This is a genomic window from Mangrovicella endophytica (genome assembly GCF_002893625.1).
GTDB classification, from domain to species: domain Bacteria; phylum Pseudomonadota; class Alphaproteobacteria; order Rhizobiales; family Rhizobiaceae; genus Mangrovicella; species Mangrovicella endophytica.
On the sequence record NZ_PKMZ01000002.1, the window covers coordinates 41735 to 58263 of the forward strand.

The following is a 16529-nucleotide window of genomic DNA, read 5'->3' on the forward strand; positions in this document are numbered from 1 at the left end:
GACGCTCCGTCAACTTGTTCGCGTCTGTCCCCGGTTCTAAAGGACAGACGTTTAGTCACCGATTCGGCCTTCCCCCATGCAGATTCGCGCCCTTCTGGTTCTGTGCGGCCTTCTTGCGGCACTGAGTGGCCTTCCCGGCTGTGCCAATGTCCTCAACGCGACGACCAGCCAGGCGGGCTATACGGTCCAGAGCGACCTTCGCTACGGCGAGGGACGGCGGAACGACTACGATCTCTACATCCCCAACAATGCCGGTCCGAAGACGCCGGTGGTGGTGTTCTTCCATGGCGGCGGCTGGGATACGGGCAACAAGGACCAGTATCTCTTCGTCGGTCAGTCTCTGGCGAGTGCGGGCGTTATCGTCGCCGTGCCGAACTACCGGCTTTATCCGAGCGTGAAGTTCCCCGATTTCGTCGAGGACGGCGCCAAGGCAGTCGCAGCGATCACCCGCACGGTGACGAACGGGCAGGCCGGCGTGCCGGCCGGGCGTCATCCGATCTTCCTGATGGGCCATTCGGCCGGCGCTCACATCGCGGCGCTCCTGAACTATGACGAGCGCTACCTGAAGGCGGTCGGCACCTCGAACCGCCGCATCTCTGGCTTTATCGGCCTTGCCGGGCCCTATGACTTCCTGCCGATCACCTATCCGCGCTTCCGCCAGATCTTCCCGGTGCCGCTGTGGGAGCAGAGCCAGCCGATCAACTTCGTCGGTGGCGGCGAGCCGGCGGCGCTGATCATCAATGGCGACGCCGACACCACCGTGGTGCCGCGAAACGCCCAGTCGCTGGCCGATACGGTGAAGCGCAAGGGCGGCCGCGCCGAGCTGAAGATCTATCCGGGCTTCGGCCATCTGAAGGTGCTGAGCGCATTGTCGACGCGGCTATCCGGCGACAGCGACATCCGGGAGACGATCCTCGCCTTCATCCGGCACCACTCGTGAGTGACAGCGACCTCTCCGGCTGGTCGGAGCGTCCGCTGCCCGGTCCTGCGGTGATCGAGGGGCGGACGGTCCGCCTTGAGCCGATCACCGACGAGAGCCGCTTTCGCGAGCTCTACGAGGCCTTCAAGGCGGGCGGCGATACATCCCTTTGGGCTTACCTGCCCTATGGTCCCTTCGACGATTTTTCGAGCTTCGAAAGCTTCGCAAAGCGGACCTACTTCGCTGACGGCTTCGTCTTCCACGCCATCATCCCGCACCGGACGGGCAGGGCTGGCGGCGTCGCGGCGCTGATGCGCACGGACGCGGCCAACGGCGTGACGGAAGTCGGGCACATCTGCTTCTCGCCCGCGCTGAAGGCGAGCACGGAAGCCAGCGAAGCGATCTTCCGCCTGATGGTGCGGGTCTTCGACGAACTCGGCTATCGCCGCTTCGAATGGAAGTGCGACGACGGCAATGCGCCCTCCAAGCGCGCTGCCGAACGCTTCGGCTTCGTGTTCGAGGGCCTGTTCCGCCAGCACATGGTGGTGAGGGGCCGGAACCGCGATACGGCGTGGTACTCGATCATCGACAAGGAATGGCCGGCGCTGAAGGCCGCCTTCGAGGCCTGGCTGGACCCAGCCAACTTCGACGCCGAGGGCCGGCAGATCCGTGCCTTGCGCGAATTGCGCGCGGCTTAGGATAGACGCTCAGAGTTCAACGCTTGAAGGCCGATGGGAGCGGGCGGACCCGCTACCCTTCGGTCGCTCGTCGAATGCTGGCTGGATGCCGACGTGGAGAGGCCGGCGACCCGCCTGCCTCAGCTCTTGGCTGGAACGATGGTGATCAGCGCGGTGGGCGGATAGACCGACTCGTAGAGGACGCCGTCGCCGGGCGCAAAGCGCAGCACCGTGTCGCCGCTGCTATCGGCCATGATCAGCGTGCCGTCGTCCGACGCGCGCCAGTAGGCGATCTTCGACAGCTCCGGCGATCCCGCGCAGTCGGCTCCGATCGGCGCGTAGCGGAAGGTCTTGGCGCTGGCGTCCGGCTTGGCAGCCTTACAGGTCGTGCCGCTGCGCAGATCGATCATGCGGATCGCGTTTGCTTCGGCGGGCGTGGTGGCGGGCTGGACCGAGTTGGTGATGACGGGGTCGACCAGGACCGTGGCTGCCAGCCCATCATTCGCCGGCAGTATCGTGGCGCCCTGCAAATTCGAGACGAGCAGCGTTCCGGCGATGCCGACGGAGAAGGCGATCGTGTCGAATCTCATGACGACTCCTGCGAAGTTTCCTCCGTTATGAAGCCCTTAGTATTAATGAAGGGTTGCGCGAGGCTGGCGTAATCGACGGTTTAGACGGCGACATCCGGGCCGCGGCTCAATCTTGCCGCCGACGCACCAGACCGGCCTTGCGGCTTTCCGGGACCGGCGTCTCCAGGGGCTCGCCGGAAAACCAGCGCTTGAGGTTCGCGATGACGAGGTCGCCCATCGCCTTGCGGGTGTGACGCGAGGCGGAGGCGACATGCGGCAGGAGCACGGCGTTCGGCAGGCCCAGGAGGCGTTCAGGCACCTGTGGCTCGTTCGGGAAGACGTCGAGACCGGCGGCCTGGATGGTGCCACTCTCCAGCGCATCGGCGAGCGCCTCGGTATCGACGATCGAGCCGCGGCCGATATTGACGAGGATGCCGGTCCGCCCGAGCGCAGATAGCACTTCGGCATTCACGGCCTTTTCCGTGCCGGCACCGCCGGGCGCTGCGATGATCAGCGTGTCGACGGTAGCGGCAAGGCCGGTCAGCGTCTCGTGATAGGCATAGGGAACGTCATCGCGGCGGCTGCGATTGTGGTAGGCGATCGTCAGGCCGAAGGCTTCCAGTCGCCTGGCGATGGCGAGACCAATGCGCCCGAGGCCCATGATCCCGACGCTGCGGCCGCGTAAGGTGGCGCCGCTCAAGGGATAAGGTCCTTCGCCGGCCCAGCGCCCCTCGCGCAGGTAGCGCTCGGCGCGCGGCAGCTCGCGCACGGTGTTGAGGAGGAGGCCGACCGCCGTATCAGCCACTTCTTCGGTGAGGACGTCCGGCGTGTGCGTGACGGCAACGCCCTTTTCGGTCGCATGGGCCGTGTCGACGACATCGTAGCCGACACCGAAGTTGGCGATGATCTCCAGCTTCTCCAGCGCGTCGATCATGTCGGCGGTGACGCCGCCCATCTCGGCGATGCCGCGAATGCGCGCGCGGTCTCGCGCGGACAGATCGGACACGTTCCGGGCCGGCGAGCGTACTACGTCGAAGGTGGCCTCGAGCTCTGTCAGCGTATCGGGGTTGAGGCGCCCCGGCACGAGGATCGCGATCGTCTTGAAGTCGGTCATGCCAGGCCCTGGGATTGTTCACGCTGTCGGCTGTTGTGCCAAACGAAGCCGCTGGATTCGCGGATCTTCAGTTCGGGCTTGATGAGGTGCGTTCCGTCCACCGTGTCGTCACCGCGCAGGCGCGCCACGAGCGCATCGGCCGCCCGACGGCCGACCTCGCTCTGGCCGTTGGCGACCGTCGTCAGCGAGGGCATGGAGATCGCCGCCTCGTCGATGTCATCATAGCCCGTCACCGCGATGTCGATGCCGGGGCGCAAGCCAGCGCGGCTGAGGCCGTACATGAAGCCGAGCGCGACGAGATCGGAGAAGCAGACAACGGCGGTCGGGCGCTCGGCCAGATCCAGGAAGCGCAAGGTCGCGTCGAAGCCGGAATGGCGGTCGCGCGGTCCGGCGATCCGCCACTCGGGGCGCCAGGTGAGGCCGGCGCGCTCCAGCGCCTCGCGGTAGCCGGCTTCGCGATCGCGCCCGGTCGAGGTCATCTCGTCGCCACCGATCATGGCGATCCGTTGATGGCCGAGTGAAACGAGATGGTCGACGGCCAGGCTCATGCCCAGCCGGTCGTCGCCGCGGAAGCCGGGCACGCCGACGCCTTCGATGGTGCGCGCGATCAGCGTCACCGGCAGGTCGTTCTCCTCGGCCAGGCGGATGTCGGCGGCCGGCGTTCCGACCGCCGGCGAAAGGATCAGACCATCGGCGCCGAGCTGCAGCATGGTGTCGACAAAGGCCCGCTGCTTGGCGAGGTCGTCATGATGGTTGCAGAGCACGAAGGTATGGCGCTGGCGGTCGAGCTCCTCCTCGATCGAGCGCAGGATCTCCCCGAAGAAGGGATTCATGATGCTCTGCACGCAGACGCCGACAATGCCGGACTTCGACGTGCGCAGGCTCGCGGCGCGGCGATTGTAGATATAGCCCGAGGTCCGCGCCTCCTCCTTAATCCGCTCGCGCGTCGCCTCGGCCACGAGCGGGCTGTCGCGCAGCGCCAGCGACACCGTCGCCGTGGACAGGCCGAGCGCATCCGCGATCGTGGAGAGTTTGACCTTCTGCGCCACCTATGCCCGACCCGCTCCCGTCGATCGCCGCCCGGGCGATCTATGACAAAGACGAGGCGCGGGCGAAAGCCTCCGGTCGATCGCCCCAGTGGCTGGCTGAACGGACTGCAGTTGCGACTCAGTCATCGATCTCGATGACGCTCTCGGCCTCGCTTGCGGGCGCTTCGGTGCGCTCGGCGAGGTTGCGCGTCACCTTCAGAAGCAGCTTCTTCAGCGCCTTGCGCTCCTTGTCGGTGAGGCCGCGCAAGGCGGCACGCTCGGTGCTGCGCTGGGCGTCGCGCACCTGCTGCACCAGGGTGCGGCCGCGTTCGGTCAGGAAGGCATGGCTCTGCCGCGCGTCGGTTGCGGAAGCGCGCTTCTCCAGGAGCTCCTGGGCGGTCAGCCGCGCCACCATCTTGGTGATGGTGGGCGGGCGCACGGACAGGCGCACGGACAGTTCGCGCAGGCTCAAGCCATCCTCCTCGCCCAGTGAAAGCAGGACGGCATCCTGGCCGGGATAGAGGTCGAGCTCGGCCAGGCGCTGCGACAGGGCGGTGCGCCCGGCACGCGCAGCCAAACCCAGCTGCGTCAGCGCTGATCGCTTCTTTTTCTTCCCCGCCATGGCAGTCCGGTCCCTCGCGCCATGGCCGACCAGCCTTCCGCGCGCGCAAGATGACGAAGCGGCACCGCGATGTCCAGCGCAGGCGGCTTTGCCGCGAAGAGGCCGACATGCTTTACGCTGCCGGTGCCATCAACGAAGGATCACGCGATGCGCCGGCGCTACGAAGAGATGACGACGCAGGAACTCGCCCTTGCGGCGGACAGCCTGCCGGATGCCGTGGCAGTCCTCCCCATCGCGGCGATCGAGCAGCACGGGCCACATCTGCCGCTCGGCACCGACGCGATCATCGCCGATCACATGGCCGAGGCGGTGATGGCGCTGCTCCCCGAAGGCGATGCCGTGACCTTCCTGCCGACGCTGCGGATCGGCAAGTCGATCGAGCACTCGTCCTTTCCGGGCACGATCGACTATGGCTGGCAGACCTCGACCAGCGCGCTGATCGACGTCGGCGAGAGCCTGGCGGAAGCCGGCTTCCGGCGCCTCGTCATCGTCAGCGCGCATGGCGGCAACACGCCGGTGATGGACACGGCTGCGCTGGAGCTGCGTCGCATGCGGGCGATGCTGTGCGTCACCGCGTCCTGGCTGCGCTTCGGCTATCCCGCCGGTCGGCTGCCGGAGACGGAGATCGCCACCGGCATCCATGGCGGCGCCGTCGAGACCTCGCTGATGCTGCACTTTCGCCCCGACCTCGTGCGGCAGGAGGCGATCGACGACTTCCCGTCGCTGCAGAGCCGTCTGGCCGAGGAGGCGACGCATCTCAGAGCCCATGGCCGGCTCGGCTTCGGCTGGCTGGCGGAAGACCTCAACCTGTCAGGCGCGGTCGGCAACGCAAGGCTCGCCAGCGCCGCGATCGGCCAAGAGATCGCCGATCATCAGGCGGCGCGCTTCGTCGAGCTTCTGCACGACGTCCTCGCCTTCGACCTGGCGCGGCTGATCTAACTTTACCCGCCATCGGAGGACGGCTCGTCAATCGCAACCCCCGTGCAATCTCGATCGGCCGGGCTTATATCGTGGCCTTCCACGAGGGAGACCTTCCATGTCAGACGCTGCTACGACCGCTGCGAACCCGATCCCGGTTACGGTGCTGACCGGCTATCTCGGCTCCGGCAAGACGACGCTCCTCAACCGCATCCTCTCGGAGGATCACGGCAAGCGCTACGCCGTCATCGTCAACGAGTTCGGCGAGATCGGCATCGACAACGACCTCATCGTCGAATCCGACGAGGAGATCTACGAGATGAACAATGGCTGCGTCTGCTGCACCGTGCGCGGCGATCTCGTCCGCGTGGTAGAGGGGCTGACGCGCCGCAAGGGCCGATTCGACGCCATCATCGTCGAGACCACCGGCCTCGCCGACCCGGTGCCGGTGGCGCAGACCTTCTTCATGGACGACGATGTGCGCTCCAAGACACAGCTCGACGCCGTGGTGGCACTCGTCGACGCTAAGCACCTGCCGCTGCGCCTGAAGGACAGCCGCGAGGCCGAGGACCAGATCGCCTTTGCCGACGTCGTGGTGATCAACAAGGCCGACCTCGTGTCGCCGGAGGAGATCGCCGTCATCGAGGCAACGGTGCGCCGGATCAATCCACACGCCGTGATCCACCGCACCGAACGCGCCAAGGTGCCGCTCGCCAAGGTTCTGGGGCAGGGCGCCTTCGACCTGAAGCGCGTGCTCGACCAGGATCCGGCCTTCCTCGAAGAGGCGGCGCATGCCCATGACGAGCATGTCTGCGGCCCCGACTGCGACCACGATCACCACCATCATGACCACGACCACCATGGCCATGATCACCACGGCCACGACCACCATGGCCATGATCATCACCATGGCGAGGCATCGCCGATCCACGACGTGACAGTGACGTCCGTCTCACTGCGCGGCGGCGAGCTCGACCCGAAGAAGTTCTTCCCCTGGATCCAGGCGCTGACGCAGGAGCAGGGGCCGAACATCCTGCGCCTGAAGGGCATCATCGCCTTCGAGAACGATCCCGAGCGCTATGTCATCCAGGGCGTCCACATGATCATCGAGGGCGACCACCAGCGCGCCTGGCGCGACGACGAGAAGCGCGAAAGCCGGCTCGTCTTCATCGGCCGCGAGCTCGACGCCGACGCGCTGTCGGCCGAGTTCGCTGCCAGCGCTGCCCATCAGCGGGCCGATGCCTGATGCCGTCAGTCGCGGCCTATGACTTCCCGGACTTCGTTGAGACGGCGCTGTTCCTGAAGGGTGAGCCCGTCTTCGCACTGGCGGACGGGACGGCGCGCTTCACGGCCGGCGGCGAGCGAACCGTCGAGCTGCATGCCGGCGGCCTTCTCACGGCGCGGCTCGACCCGTTCTCGGACCGTCTCCTGTCGGGCGGCGAGGACGGCCGCGTGGTGGCGCTGAGTTCAAGCGGCGGGGCAGTCGAGCTCGCCTCCATCGGGCGCAAGTGGGTCGCCTCCGTCGCCGGCGGGCCGAAGGGCGTCGTCGGCTTCGCCTCCGGTCGCACCGCCTATGTCCGTATGAGCGATGGCACGCTGCGCGAGATTCCGCATGGGCGGACCGTCGAGGACATCGCCTTCGCGCCGAAGGGCCTCCGCGCCGCGACGGCCCGCTATGACGGGGCGTCGCTGTTCTTCCCGGCAACGGAAGCGGAGCCGGTCTCGCTGGACTGGAAGGGCGCGCATCTCGCCGTCTTCTTTTCCCCGGACGGGCGCTTCCTCGTCACCGCCATGCAGGAGAACGCCCTGCACGGTTGGCGCATCGAGGACAACAAGCACATGAAGATGACCGGCTATCCCGCCAAGGTGAAGAGCTGGTCCTGGTCCGCAAAGGGCAAGTTCCTGGCGACGGCCGGCGCGCCGGCGGCGATCCTCTGGCCGTTCGGCTCCAAGGACGGGCCGATGGGCAAGCAGCCGCTGGAACTCGGCACGCGCGGCAACACGATGGTCACAGCCGTCGCCTGCCACCCGACCGACGACATGATGGCGATCGGCTATGCCGACGGCATGATCCTCGCCGCACGCTTTGCCGATGGACGCGAGGCGCTGCTGCGCCGCGACGGCCGCGGGCCGGTGCGCAGCATGGGCTGGGATGCCAAGGGCCGCTTCCTCGCCTTCGGGACGGAAGCGGGCGAGGGCGGCGTCGTCGACATCGCCGGCTGAGCCGGCGCGTCGCCATCGCCTAACCGCCGCCTGTCCGGCGGCGGAGGCGGCAGCGACGATCGGGCCGCTCAGCCCTCCTTGGCCAGAGCCCCCACCGCATCGGCATTGCCGATCAGCATCGGCTGCTTCCAGCCATAGGGATCGCCGTCGCCGTTGATGCCGGAAAAGCGCTCGAAGGGCGCCCAGGCTTCGGCCTCGGATCGGCGCGTCAGCACGACGCCGCCGCCGGCCTTGATCAGCGGCACGCCGCCCGCCGCGTCCCAGAGATTGGGCCGGTCGAACTTGGCCGCGGCCATCAGTCCCGCCGCGACGAAGGCGCATTCAATCGCCGCCGATCCCGTTTGCCGAATGTCGTAGCCGTGGCTGCTCGACGCCTGAAGGCGCGGCATGCCGACAATGCGGCGCATGACGGCCGGATTGCGCTCGACGTTCAGCGTCGTGCCGTCGAAGCAGAGCGACCCGCCGTCGCGGGCATGGTAGACGCCGGCGCGCAGGGCATGGCTGGTCGAGCACCAGATGGCGCCGGCGACGGGGCGCCCCTCGTCGAGAACGCCGATTATGGCGCCGAAGAGCGGGAAGCCGTTGACGAAGTTGGCGGTGCCGTCGACGGGATCCACGGCCCAGACGATGCGGCCGCGCTTCTCCGGCTGCTCGTCAATTTCCTCGCCGATGATGTCATGGTCCGGGAAGCGGTCGGCGAGGCGCGCCCGCAGCGTCACCTCGACGGCGTGATCGACGTCGGAGACGGGGTCGCGATAGATGTCGGCGGCCGCGCGCTCCTCGGCGCCCTTGTAGCGCACGGTCAGCGTGCGCCCGAGCGAAGCGACGATCTGCGCCCCTGCGACCTGTGCCAGCTCGACGGCCAGCGTCTCGAACTCGGCGGCCTCTGCGGATGTCGTCATCGGCGGATCTCCTCGATGGTCACGTGGCGGGCGATTTCCTGGATGTCGTGAAAATTGCCGGTGCCGCGCCCGTGCCGGGTGACGTTGAGCGCCCCTGCAGCGGTGGCGAGCCGCAGCGTCTCCTGCGGGTTGAGCTTGCCAGCCTTGGCGACGGCGAGGGCGGCGGTCATGGAATCGCCGGCGCCGGTATGATCCAGTGCGTTGAGAGAGGGTGCCTTGGCGTGGAAGAGGGTGCCGCCGATAAGGGCAAGGCTGCCTTCGCCGGCACAGGAGACGACGATGTCCTCGCTCTTCTCCCGCAGGCGCTCCATGCCGGCGACCAGCTCGTCCCGGTCGTCGCCTTCGGCGACGCCGGCGGCGATCAGCTCCTCATGGCTGATCTTGAGGACCGAAAGGCCACGCTCCACCGCCTTCAGGACCTCGCCGGCGATATCGGCGATGATGGCAACGCCGTTGCCCGACAGATCGGATGTCAGACGACCGAACACCCCGAGCGGTATCACCGGATCCTCCGGCAGGCCGGTGAGCACGACGGTGCCGCAGCGCAGGCTCTCCGACAGGACGGCATTGTAGAGGTCGTCGGTCTCGTGGCGGTCGAGATGCGGCGGCTTGACGGTCGCGATCTCCTCACGCTTGCCGCCGCGCCGATCGTTGATGTAGCCGCCGTTCGGCAGCTTGATCGGAACGGAGCGAAGACCGAGGCCCTCCATCTTGACGAGAGTCTCGATGACGTGGCGCGCTTCGCCGCCGAACGGGCCTACCAGCGTCGCGCGCTGGCCGAGATTGGCGATCATCCGCGCCACCCAGACGGCCTGTCCGCCGGCATGGAAATAGACGTCGTCGCCGCCCTCCACCCGCTTCTCGATGGTGATGGTGAAGAGCGGCCAGGGCGCGAAGACGCAGATCTCGCCGCGTTCCGGCGCTCGTGTTTCGCTTAAGTGCTCTCCCGCCGCCATGCATGCTCCCGATCAGGTCTTCGGACGGAAAGTCGTCAGCGCCTGATCGGTTGCATGTGAAACGCCTTGGGCGTTCAGGCCGCCTTTATGACATTTGCTGCCGGGCGGGCGACGCGGATCAACTGGCCTGTCGGGACGATCAGGCCCTCGGCGCCGGAGAGGGCGCCGTCCGTCAGCTCAGCCGCCAGGAGCCGGTGCCGCTCGAACGGACCGGGCATGGACAGGCCTGCGGTCGACGCGGCGGAGAAGCCGAAGCGCTCGTAATATTCGGGATCGCCGACGAGGAGAATCGCGTCGTGGCCGAGCCGGGCCGCCTCGGCAACCGCATGGCGCATCAGCGCCGAGCCGATGCCGGCACCCTTGAGCGCCGGATCGACGGCCAGGGGGCCCAGCAGCAGCGCGGCGATCGGCGCGCCGTCGCGGGTTCCGGCGGCGATGTGCCAGAGCCGCACGGTGCCGACGAGCGTTCCCGCCTCGTCGCAGGCTGCAAAGGACAGACCAGCGGCCGGACGGCGGTTGCGGCGGATCGTTTCCGACGACTTGCGGCGGCGCTTGGTTCCCATCGCGGCATCGAGCAGCGCCTCCCGACGCGGCGCGTCGCCGGAGCGCTCGGCACGGATGGCGACGGCGCGAGTCGGCATCACGGCGTCGGCAGGGGCGGCAGGGAGATGGGAGGCGAAGTCAACCATGGGACGACCTCAAGCGAGATGGGGGCAGGCAGGTGCCGACGCGCGCGGACGAGCGATCCGCGCGGGCAGCCGCGAACCGGAGCTTGGTTCAAGCTCCGGCATAGCAGGGGATCATGACAGGGACGCAGCGGCCGGGAGCCGCTGCGGCTGGGATCAGATCACGTAGGCCTTCAGCGGCTCGAAGCCGTTGAACGCGACCGCCGAATAGGTGGTCGTGTAGGCACCCGTTCCCTCGATCAGGATCTCGTCGCCGACGGTCAGCGAGATCGGCAGCGGATACGGCTTCTTCTCGTAGAGAACATCGGCCGAATCACAGGTCGGCCCGGCGAGGACGCAGGGCTCCATCCGGTCGCCATCACGCGGGGTGACGATCGGGTAGCGGATCGCCTCGTCCATCGTCTCGGCGAGACCGCCGAACTTGCCGATGTCGAGGAAGACCCAGCGGTTCTCGTCGGTGGCCGACTTCCGGGACACCAGGACCACCTCAGCCTTGATGACGCCAGCGTCGCCCACCATGCCGCGGCCCGGCTCGATGATCGTCTCGGGAATGCGGTTGCCGAAATGTCGTCGCAATGCCTCGAAGATGGAGCGGCCATAGGCCTCCGCCGACGGCACGTCCTTCAGGTAGCGGGTCGGGAAGCCGCCGCCCATGTTGACGAGCGTCAGGGTGATGCCGCGCTCGGCGAGCGTGCCGAACACCTGCGCCGCATCGGCGAGCGCGCCGTCCCAGGCCTCCGTGTCGGTCTGCTGCGAGCCGACATGGAAGGAGATGCCGGTGGCGACGAGACCGAGGCTGTGGGCGTGGGTCAGCACGTCGACCGCCATGGCCGGCACGCAGCCGAACTTGCGCGACAGCGGCCACTCGGCGCCCTCGCCGGAGGTCAGGACGCGGCAGAAGACGCGGGCGCCTGGCGCCGCACGAGCCACCTTCTCGACCTCCTCGACGCAGTCCACTGCGAAGAGCGAAATGCCGAGCTCATGGGCGCGCGCGATGTCGCGCTCCTTCTTGATGGTGTTGCCGAAGGAGATGCGGCGCGGCGTTGCGCCAGCGTCGAGCGCCATCTCGATCTCGGCGACCGAGGCGCAATCGAAGGAGGAGCCGAGGCCGGCGAGAAGACGCAGGATCTCCGGTGCCGGATTGGCCTTCACGGCATAGAAGATCGCCGAATCCGGCAGCGCCTTGCGGAAGGCGTTGAAGTTCGTCTCGACGACGTCGAGATCGACGACGAGGCAAGGGCCATTCGGCCGGCGCGTGGCGATGAAGTCCAGAATCCGCTGCGTTGCCATTAGGGGGCTCTCCCATGAACCATGTGGTCGACGAGGAGCGCACGCACCCGATCTCACGAGCAGCCGGTGGAGACCCCGCTCGTCAAGCGAATGCGAAACGCGACATGACCGAAGACGAGCGGCCGGATGGGCCGTGCGGCATCGTATGTGTCTGCCATGGCTTGGAGGGCTTGAACCCGCCGCACTTCAGGCAAGGATGGTGTGCCTCTTCAGAATTCCCGGCTATGGAGACCGGGAGAGACCAGAAAGGCCCGCACCGTCGTTGCTTCAAGGCGTCCACGATTTCGCCAGCAGCGAAACCGACTGGAGGATCATCCTCCAGGTACCGTCCCGGCTTGCCTCGCATTCGAGGACCGGGGGACGCCCACAGGCACGTGCGACTTTGGGCGAGGGCGGATATATGGAAACCGGCTGTCATGCACAAGCGGCAATTTGGGGCAGCCGCCGGTATTCGGGTCTTGACGCAGGCCGAGAGTCGAATTTCGGCAACATCGCCAAGTTTGGCGCAAGGAACGAGCCATGGATACGCTGACACGCATGCGCGCCTTCATCGCGGTGGTCGAGAACGGAGGCTTCTCCTCCGCCGCCCGCAAGACCGGTCGCTCCAAGGCGCTCCTGTCGAAATATGTCCGCGAGCTGGAGGATGAACTCGGTGTTCTCCTGATCAACCGCACGACGCGACAGGTGGCGCTGACCGCCGCCGGCGAGGTCTATCTCGCCCGGGCGACCGCACTGATCTCAGAGCTTGAAACGCTGAACGAGGAGGTGAGGGGCGCCACCGGCGAAGCCAAGGGCAAGATCCGCGTCAGTGCGGCGCGCACCTTCGGCGACGCCGAGCTCGGCCTGTCGCTCATCGACTTCGCCAAGGCGCATCCGGAAATCTCGCTCGACATCCATCTCGACGACAACTTCGTCAACCTAGTCGACGAGGGCTTTGACGTGGCGATCCGGATGACTCGGCTCGCCGACTCCTCGATGATCGCGCGGCGGCTTGCCTCGCTCGACTTCGCCATCTGCGCCAGCCCGGAATTCCTGCAGCTGCACGGGCGACCGACTCATCCGAGCCAGGTGTCGCGCTACCCGGCGGTGATCGATTCCAACTCGCGGATGTTCTCCAACTGGACGTTCCGCGACCCGAAGACCAACGAGACGATCCCCGTGGCGGTCTCGGGTCAGTTCACCGCCAACAGCCCGGTGACGGTGCGCGCCGCCGCGATCGCCGGACTCGGGCTTGCGCTCAGCCCGACCTTCGTCATCCGCAACGACCTCGCCGCCGGGCGGCTCGTCACCGTGCTCGACGAATATATGCCGAGCGAAGCCGGCATCTACGCCGTCTTCCCGCACCGCCGGCACCTGCCGGCCCGCGTGCGCGTCTTCGTCGACTACCTCGCCAACTGGTTCCGCAAGTGCGACGGCTCTCATAAGGATGTCGCGGCCTGACGCTATCGCTGCGACGTGCTTCCAACTTCGGCCATTCTCTCCTGATCTGGAGAGACTGCGACGGTGGGGCCGCCGTGACGCGGCAAGGGGAATTCGACATGAGCCTGATCAGGCGGCGCATGGCCGGCGGATTGGCGTTCGCCGCAATGCTCTGCGCGGCAGCACCGGCGCTGGCGCATCCGCACGTCTTTGCCGAATCACACATGGAGATCGTCGGATCGCCCGATGGCAAACTCCATTCGGTTCGCAATGTCTGGCGGATGGACGAGCTGTTCTCCTCGACCGTCCTCGTGGACTTCGACAAGAACAAGAACGGCTCGCTCGACGACGACGAGCTGACCGACGTCGGCAAGACCATCCGCGAGTCGATCGCCGAATGGTCCTTCTACACCTTCGTACGCAGCGGCGGCCGGACCTTGAAGATGAAGGCGCCCGACGAGATCCGCACCCTCTATCGCGACGGCCAGCTTCTGATCTTTTTCGAGATGCTGGCCGACGAGCCGATCGACCTGAAGACGCCGCTGACCGTCTCCAACTTCGACGACACCTTCTATGTCGCCTTCGACTTCGCCGATGCCAACGCCTTCCAGCTCGTCGACATGCCGCAGGGCTGCTCCAAGCAGCTCGTCGTGCCCGACGAGGACGAAGCCGCGCAGGAGTGGGTGAACTCGATCGCGGGGCTGGGGCCGGACGAGAAGGTTCCCGACGACGGCGTCGACTACTCGCAGATTCTGGCAACCCGCGCAGAGGTGAAATGCGGATGAGGCGCCCAGAGCTTCTCATGGTCGGCGCCGTGGCCGCCGCGGTTATGGCCTTGCTCCTTGTCGATCCGGCAATGGCCAAGTCGTCCATCGGAATTGGCAGCGCCGAGGTGACGGCACAGCCGAGCGGGCCGCTGGCCGGCTTGTTCATCGAGATCGCCGTGTATCAGCGGCAGTTCTTCACCGCCCTTCGCCATGCGCTGGTCGGGCTGAAAAGCTCGCCGGCGGCGACGCCGCTCCTGGTCGGCCTTTCGTTCGCCTATGGCATCTTCCACGCAGCAGGTCCCGGCCACGGCAAAGCTGTGATCTCGGCCTATATCCTCGCCAACGAAGTGCAGCTGCGGCGCGGCATTCTTCTTTCCTTCGTCTCGGCACTCCTCCAGGCCTTGACGGCCCTCATCGTCGTCGGCGCCGGATGGTTCGTGCTGCGCGGCACGACCGTCACCATGACGCAGGCGACCGATCTTTTGGAACTAGCCTCCTATGCGGCGATCGCGGCCTTCGGCGGCTGGCTGCTCGTGCGCAAGCTGGTGCGGCTGGTGCGTGCCATGCGCCCGGCCTACGGGCTGCAGTTCGCCATGGCGGGCGAAGCCTCCGGCTATGGGACGAGCGGTGCCAGCTTCGGCGCGTCGGCGCCGCGTTCGACCATGCCGCGTGCGTCGGGGCCGCTCGCCGCCGATATCTGCACCGACGACGAAGCCGACTGCGACTGCGGGCGTGCCCATATGCCATCGCCGCAGGCCCTCGGCGGCCAGCGGCTGCGCTTCGGTCCGGCGGCATCCGCCGTCGTTGCGGTCGGGCTGCGGCCCTGTTCGGGCGCCATCGTGGTGCTGACCTTTGCGCTGGCGAACGGCCTCTATGCCGGCGGCATCCTGTCGGTTCTCGCCATGGCGATCGGCACGGCCGTCACCGTTTCCGCCATCGCCGCGGTCGCCGTCTTTGCCAAGGGCTGGGCTCTGCGGCTCGGGCAAAGGGGCTCGGGCGCGGCGATGCTCGGGACGATCCTCGAGATTGCCGGCGCCGCGCTGCTCCTCGTCATCGGCCTGCTGATGCTCGGGGCAGCACTGCAGCCGGTCTAGACGGCCGGCACCCCGGTCTCCGACCACTCCCACGGCCTCGATCGATCCAGGGGCAGACGGCGGTCCGGCCGTGTGATCCTCCCTGCCGTTCACCGACACGGGCGGAAACGCTTTACCGAGCCGCGGGGCCCGACTATCAAGGTCTTAGGGCCGTCCGGCGGCGTGGAGCCGGCGGTCATCTCCGGCGCCGCAGCTGCCGGCAATAACAGAGGGGGAGGGCCGTTTTGGACCGTCGTTCATTCATTCGCACCGCCGGCACGGCGGGTCTCGGCGCTGCCGCCGCCACGACGCTCGCTGCACCGGCGATCGCGCAGAGCAGCCCGAAGATCGTCTGGCGCTGCACCTCGTCCTTCCCGAAGTCGGTCGACACCATCTTCGGCGCTTCGGAGCTGCTGGCGCGCTACATCAAGGAGGCCTCGGACGGCCAGTTCGAGATCCAGCTCTTCGCCGCCGGCGAGATCGTCCCCGGCGGCCAGGTGCTCGACGCCGTGGCGGGTGGCACGGTCGAGATGGGCCATACCGCATCCTATTACTACTGGGGCAAGGATCCGGCCTTCGCGCTCGGTACCGCCGTGCCCTTCGGCCTCAATGCCCGCCAGATCAACGCCTGGTTCTATGAGGGCGGCGGCAACGACCTGATGAACGAGTTCTTCGGCCAGCACGGCGTCCACGCCTTTCCGGCCGGCAATACCGGTGCGCAGATGGGCGGCTGGTATCGCAAGGAGATCAACACGGTCGACGACCTGAAGGGCCTCAAGCTGCGCATCGCCGGGCTTGCCGGCCGCGTCGTCGAGCGCCTCGGCGTCGTGCCGCAGCAGATCCCGGCCGGCGACATCTATGCCGCGCTGGAGCGGGGCACGCTGGACGCGACCGAGTTCGTCGGCCCGTATGACGACGAGAAGCTCGGCTTCTACAAGGTGGCCAAGTACTACTACTACCCCGCCTGGTGGGAGGGCGGCGCGGCGCTGCACATGATGTTCAACGCCGACAAGTGGAACGGCCTGCCGCAGAACTACAAGGCGATGCTGGAATCCGCCTGCCAGGCGATCAACTGCTCGATGCTGGCAAGCTACGACTACCGCAATCCCGGCGCGCTGAAGCGGCTCGCCCAGAACGGCGCACAGCTGCGCCCGTTCAGCCAGGACATCCTGAAGGCCAGCTTCGATGCGGCCAAGGCCGTGCATGCCGAGATCTCGGAGCAGAACCCCAGCTTCAAGAAGATCCTCGACAGCCAGACGGCCTTCAAGAAGGATGCCTATCTCTGGCAGCAGATCGCCGAATACACCAACGACACGTTCATGATGGTCCAGCAGCGCAACAACGCGCTCTGAGACCGATGTGATCG

At 67.1% G+C, this 16529-nt stretch carries 17 protein-coding genes; 9 read left to right on the forward strand and 8 right to left on the reverse strand.

The features are described from left to right. Window positions 1-76: 76 nt before the first annotated feature. Both C0R46_RS05725 and C0R46_RS05730 read left to right on the forward strand, forming a co-directional pair. Window positions 77-940, forward strand: a complete 864-nt coding sequence (locus C0R46_RS05725; RefSeq protein ID WP_102958660.1) for an alpha/beta hydrolase — start codon at window positions 77-79, stop codon at window positions 938-940. After that, complete coding sequence (locus C0R46_RS05730) at window positions 937-1617, forward strand: GNAT family N-acetyltransferase (protein WP_102958661.1); 681 nt, start codon at window positions 937-939, stop codon at window positions 1615-1617. The genes C0R46_RS05725 and C0R46_RS05730 overlap by 4 nt, the downstream gene beginning before the upstream one ends. A 119-nt stretch (window positions 1618-1736) precedes the next feature. Here the strand turns inward: C0R46_RS05730 and C0R46_RS05735 are convergent, their stop codons facing one another. The 4 genes from C0R46_RS05735 to C0R46_RS05750 all read right to left on the reverse strand — a co-directional run bounded on the left by C0R46_RS05735 (window position 1737) and on the right by C0R46_RS05750 (window position 4929). Then, window positions 1737-2186 (reverse strand): hypothetical protein, encoded by a 450-nt coding sequence (locus C0R46_RS05735; protein WP_102958662.1) that lies wholly within the window; start codon window positions 2184-2186, stop codon window positions 1737-1739. 106 nt (window positions 2187-2292) lie between these two features. Then, window positions 2293-3279 carry a 2-hydroxyacid dehydrogenase gene (locus tag C0R46_RS05740; RefSeq protein WP_102958663.1) on the reverse strand — a complete coding sequence of 329 codons (987 nt, stop codon included), beginning with the start codon at window positions 3277-3279 and terminating at the stop codon, window positions 2293-2295. Beyond that, window positions 3276-4328 carry a LacI family DNA-binding transcriptional regulator gene (locus C0R46_RS05745; protein ID WP_102958664.1) on the reverse strand — a complete coding sequence of 351 codons (1053 nt, stop codon included), beginning with the start codon at window positions 4326-4328 and terminating at the stop codon, window positions 3276-3278. Before C0R46_RS05745 ends, C0R46_RS05740 begins: the two co-directional genes overlap by 4 nt. A 118-nt stretch (window positions 4329-4446) precedes the next feature. After that, window positions 4447-4929 carry a MarR family winged helix-turn-helix transcriptional regulator gene (locus tag C0R46_RS05750; RefSeq protein ID WP_102958665.1) on the reverse strand — a complete coding sequence of 161 codons (483 nt, stop codon included), beginning with the start codon at window positions 4927-4929 and terminating at the stop codon, window positions 4447-4449. A 147-nt stretch (window positions 4930-5076) separates the two neighbouring features. Here C0R46_RS05750 and C0R46_RS05755 point away from each other — a divergent pair, with 147 nt between their 5' ends. From C0R46_RS05755 to C0R46_RS05765, 3 genes are all read left to right on the forward strand, one after another. Then, window positions 5077-5868: a creatininase family protein gene (locus C0R46_RS05755; RefSeq protein ID WP_102958666.1), complete on the forward strand. Its 792-nt coding sequence runs from the start codon at window positions 5077-5079 to the stop codon at window positions 5866-5868. Window positions 5869-5965: 97 nt separating this feature from the next. Continuing rightward, window positions 5966-7093: a CobW family GTP-binding protein gene (locus tag C0R46_RS05760; protein WP_102958667.1), complete on the forward strand. Its 1128-nt coding sequence runs from the start codon at window positions 5966-5968 to the stop codon at window positions 7091-7093. After that, window positions 7093-8070: a WD40 repeat domain-containing protein gene (locus tag C0R46_RS05765; RefSeq protein ID WP_102958668.1), complete on the forward strand. Its 978-nt coding sequence runs from the start codon at window positions 7093-7095 to the stop codon at window positions 8068-8070. Before C0R46_RS05760 ends, C0R46_RS05765 begins: the two co-directional genes overlap by 1 nt. Window positions 8071-8138: 68 nt before the next feature. Here C0R46_RS05765 and C0R46_RS05770 read toward each other — a convergent pair whose 3' ends face one another. The 4 genes from C0R46_RS05770 to odc2 all read right to left on the reverse strand — a co-directional run bounded on the left by C0R46_RS05770 (window position 8139) and on the right by odc2 (window position 11904). Further along, on the reverse strand, window positions 8139-8972 hold the full coding sequence (locus C0R46_RS05770) for an inositol monophosphatase family protein (RefSeq protein WP_102958669.1): 834 nt from the start codon (window positions 8970-8972) through the stop codon (window positions 8139-8141). After that, on the reverse strand, window positions 8969-9928 hold the full coding sequence (locus C0R46_RS05775; RefSeq protein ID WP_102958670.1) for a 1-phosphofructokinase family hexose kinase: 960 nt from the start codon (window positions 9926-9928) through the stop codon (window positions 8969-8971). The genes C0R46_RS05770 and C0R46_RS05775 overlap by 4 nt, the downstream gene beginning before the upstream one ends. Before the next feature lie 74 nt (window positions 9929-10002). Then, a complete protein-coding gene (locus C0R46_RS05780) occupies window positions 10003-10617 on the reverse strand; it encodes a GNAT family N-acetyltransferase (RefSeq protein WP_425349862.1) in 615 nt (204 codons plus the stop codon). Window positions 10618-10770: 153 nt separating this feature from the next. Further along, window positions 10771-11904 (reverse strand): ornithine/lysine decarboxylase, encoded by a 1134-nt coding sequence (gene odc2, locus C0R46_RS05785; RefSeq protein WP_102958671.1) that lies wholly within the window; start codon window positions 11902-11904, stop codon window positions 10771-10773. Window positions 11905-12423: 519 nt separating this feature from the next. On the opposite strand from odc2, the gene C0R46_RS05790 reads away from it, so the two are divergent. From C0R46_RS05790 to C0R46_RS05805, 4 genes are all read left to right on the forward strand, one after another. Next, window positions 12424-13344 (forward strand): LysR family transcriptional regulator, encoded by a 921-nt coding sequence (locus tag C0R46_RS05790; protein WP_102958672.1) that lies wholly within the window; start codon window positions 12424-12426, stop codon window positions 13342-13344. Window positions 13345-13442: 98 nt separating this feature from the next. Then, on the forward strand, window positions 13443-14108 hold the full coding sequence (locus tag C0R46_RS05795) for a DUF1007 family protein (protein ID WP_102958673.1): 666 nt from the start codon (window positions 13443-13445) through the stop codon (window positions 14106-14108). Further along, complete coding sequence (locus tag C0R46_RS05800; RefSeq protein ID WP_245413442.1) at window positions 14105-15184, forward strand: nickel/cobalt transporter; 1080 nt, start codon at window positions 14105-14107, stop codon at window positions 15182-15184. The genes C0R46_RS05795 and C0R46_RS05800 overlap by 4 nt, the downstream gene beginning before the upstream one ends. Before the next feature lie 224 nt (window positions 15185-15408). Then, entirely contained in the window at window positions 15409-16515 is a 1107-nt protein-coding gene (locus tag C0R46_RS05805) for a TRAP transporter substrate-binding protein (RefSeq protein ID WP_102958675.1), read from the forward strand. Window positions 16516-16529 lie beyond the last annotated feature (14 nt).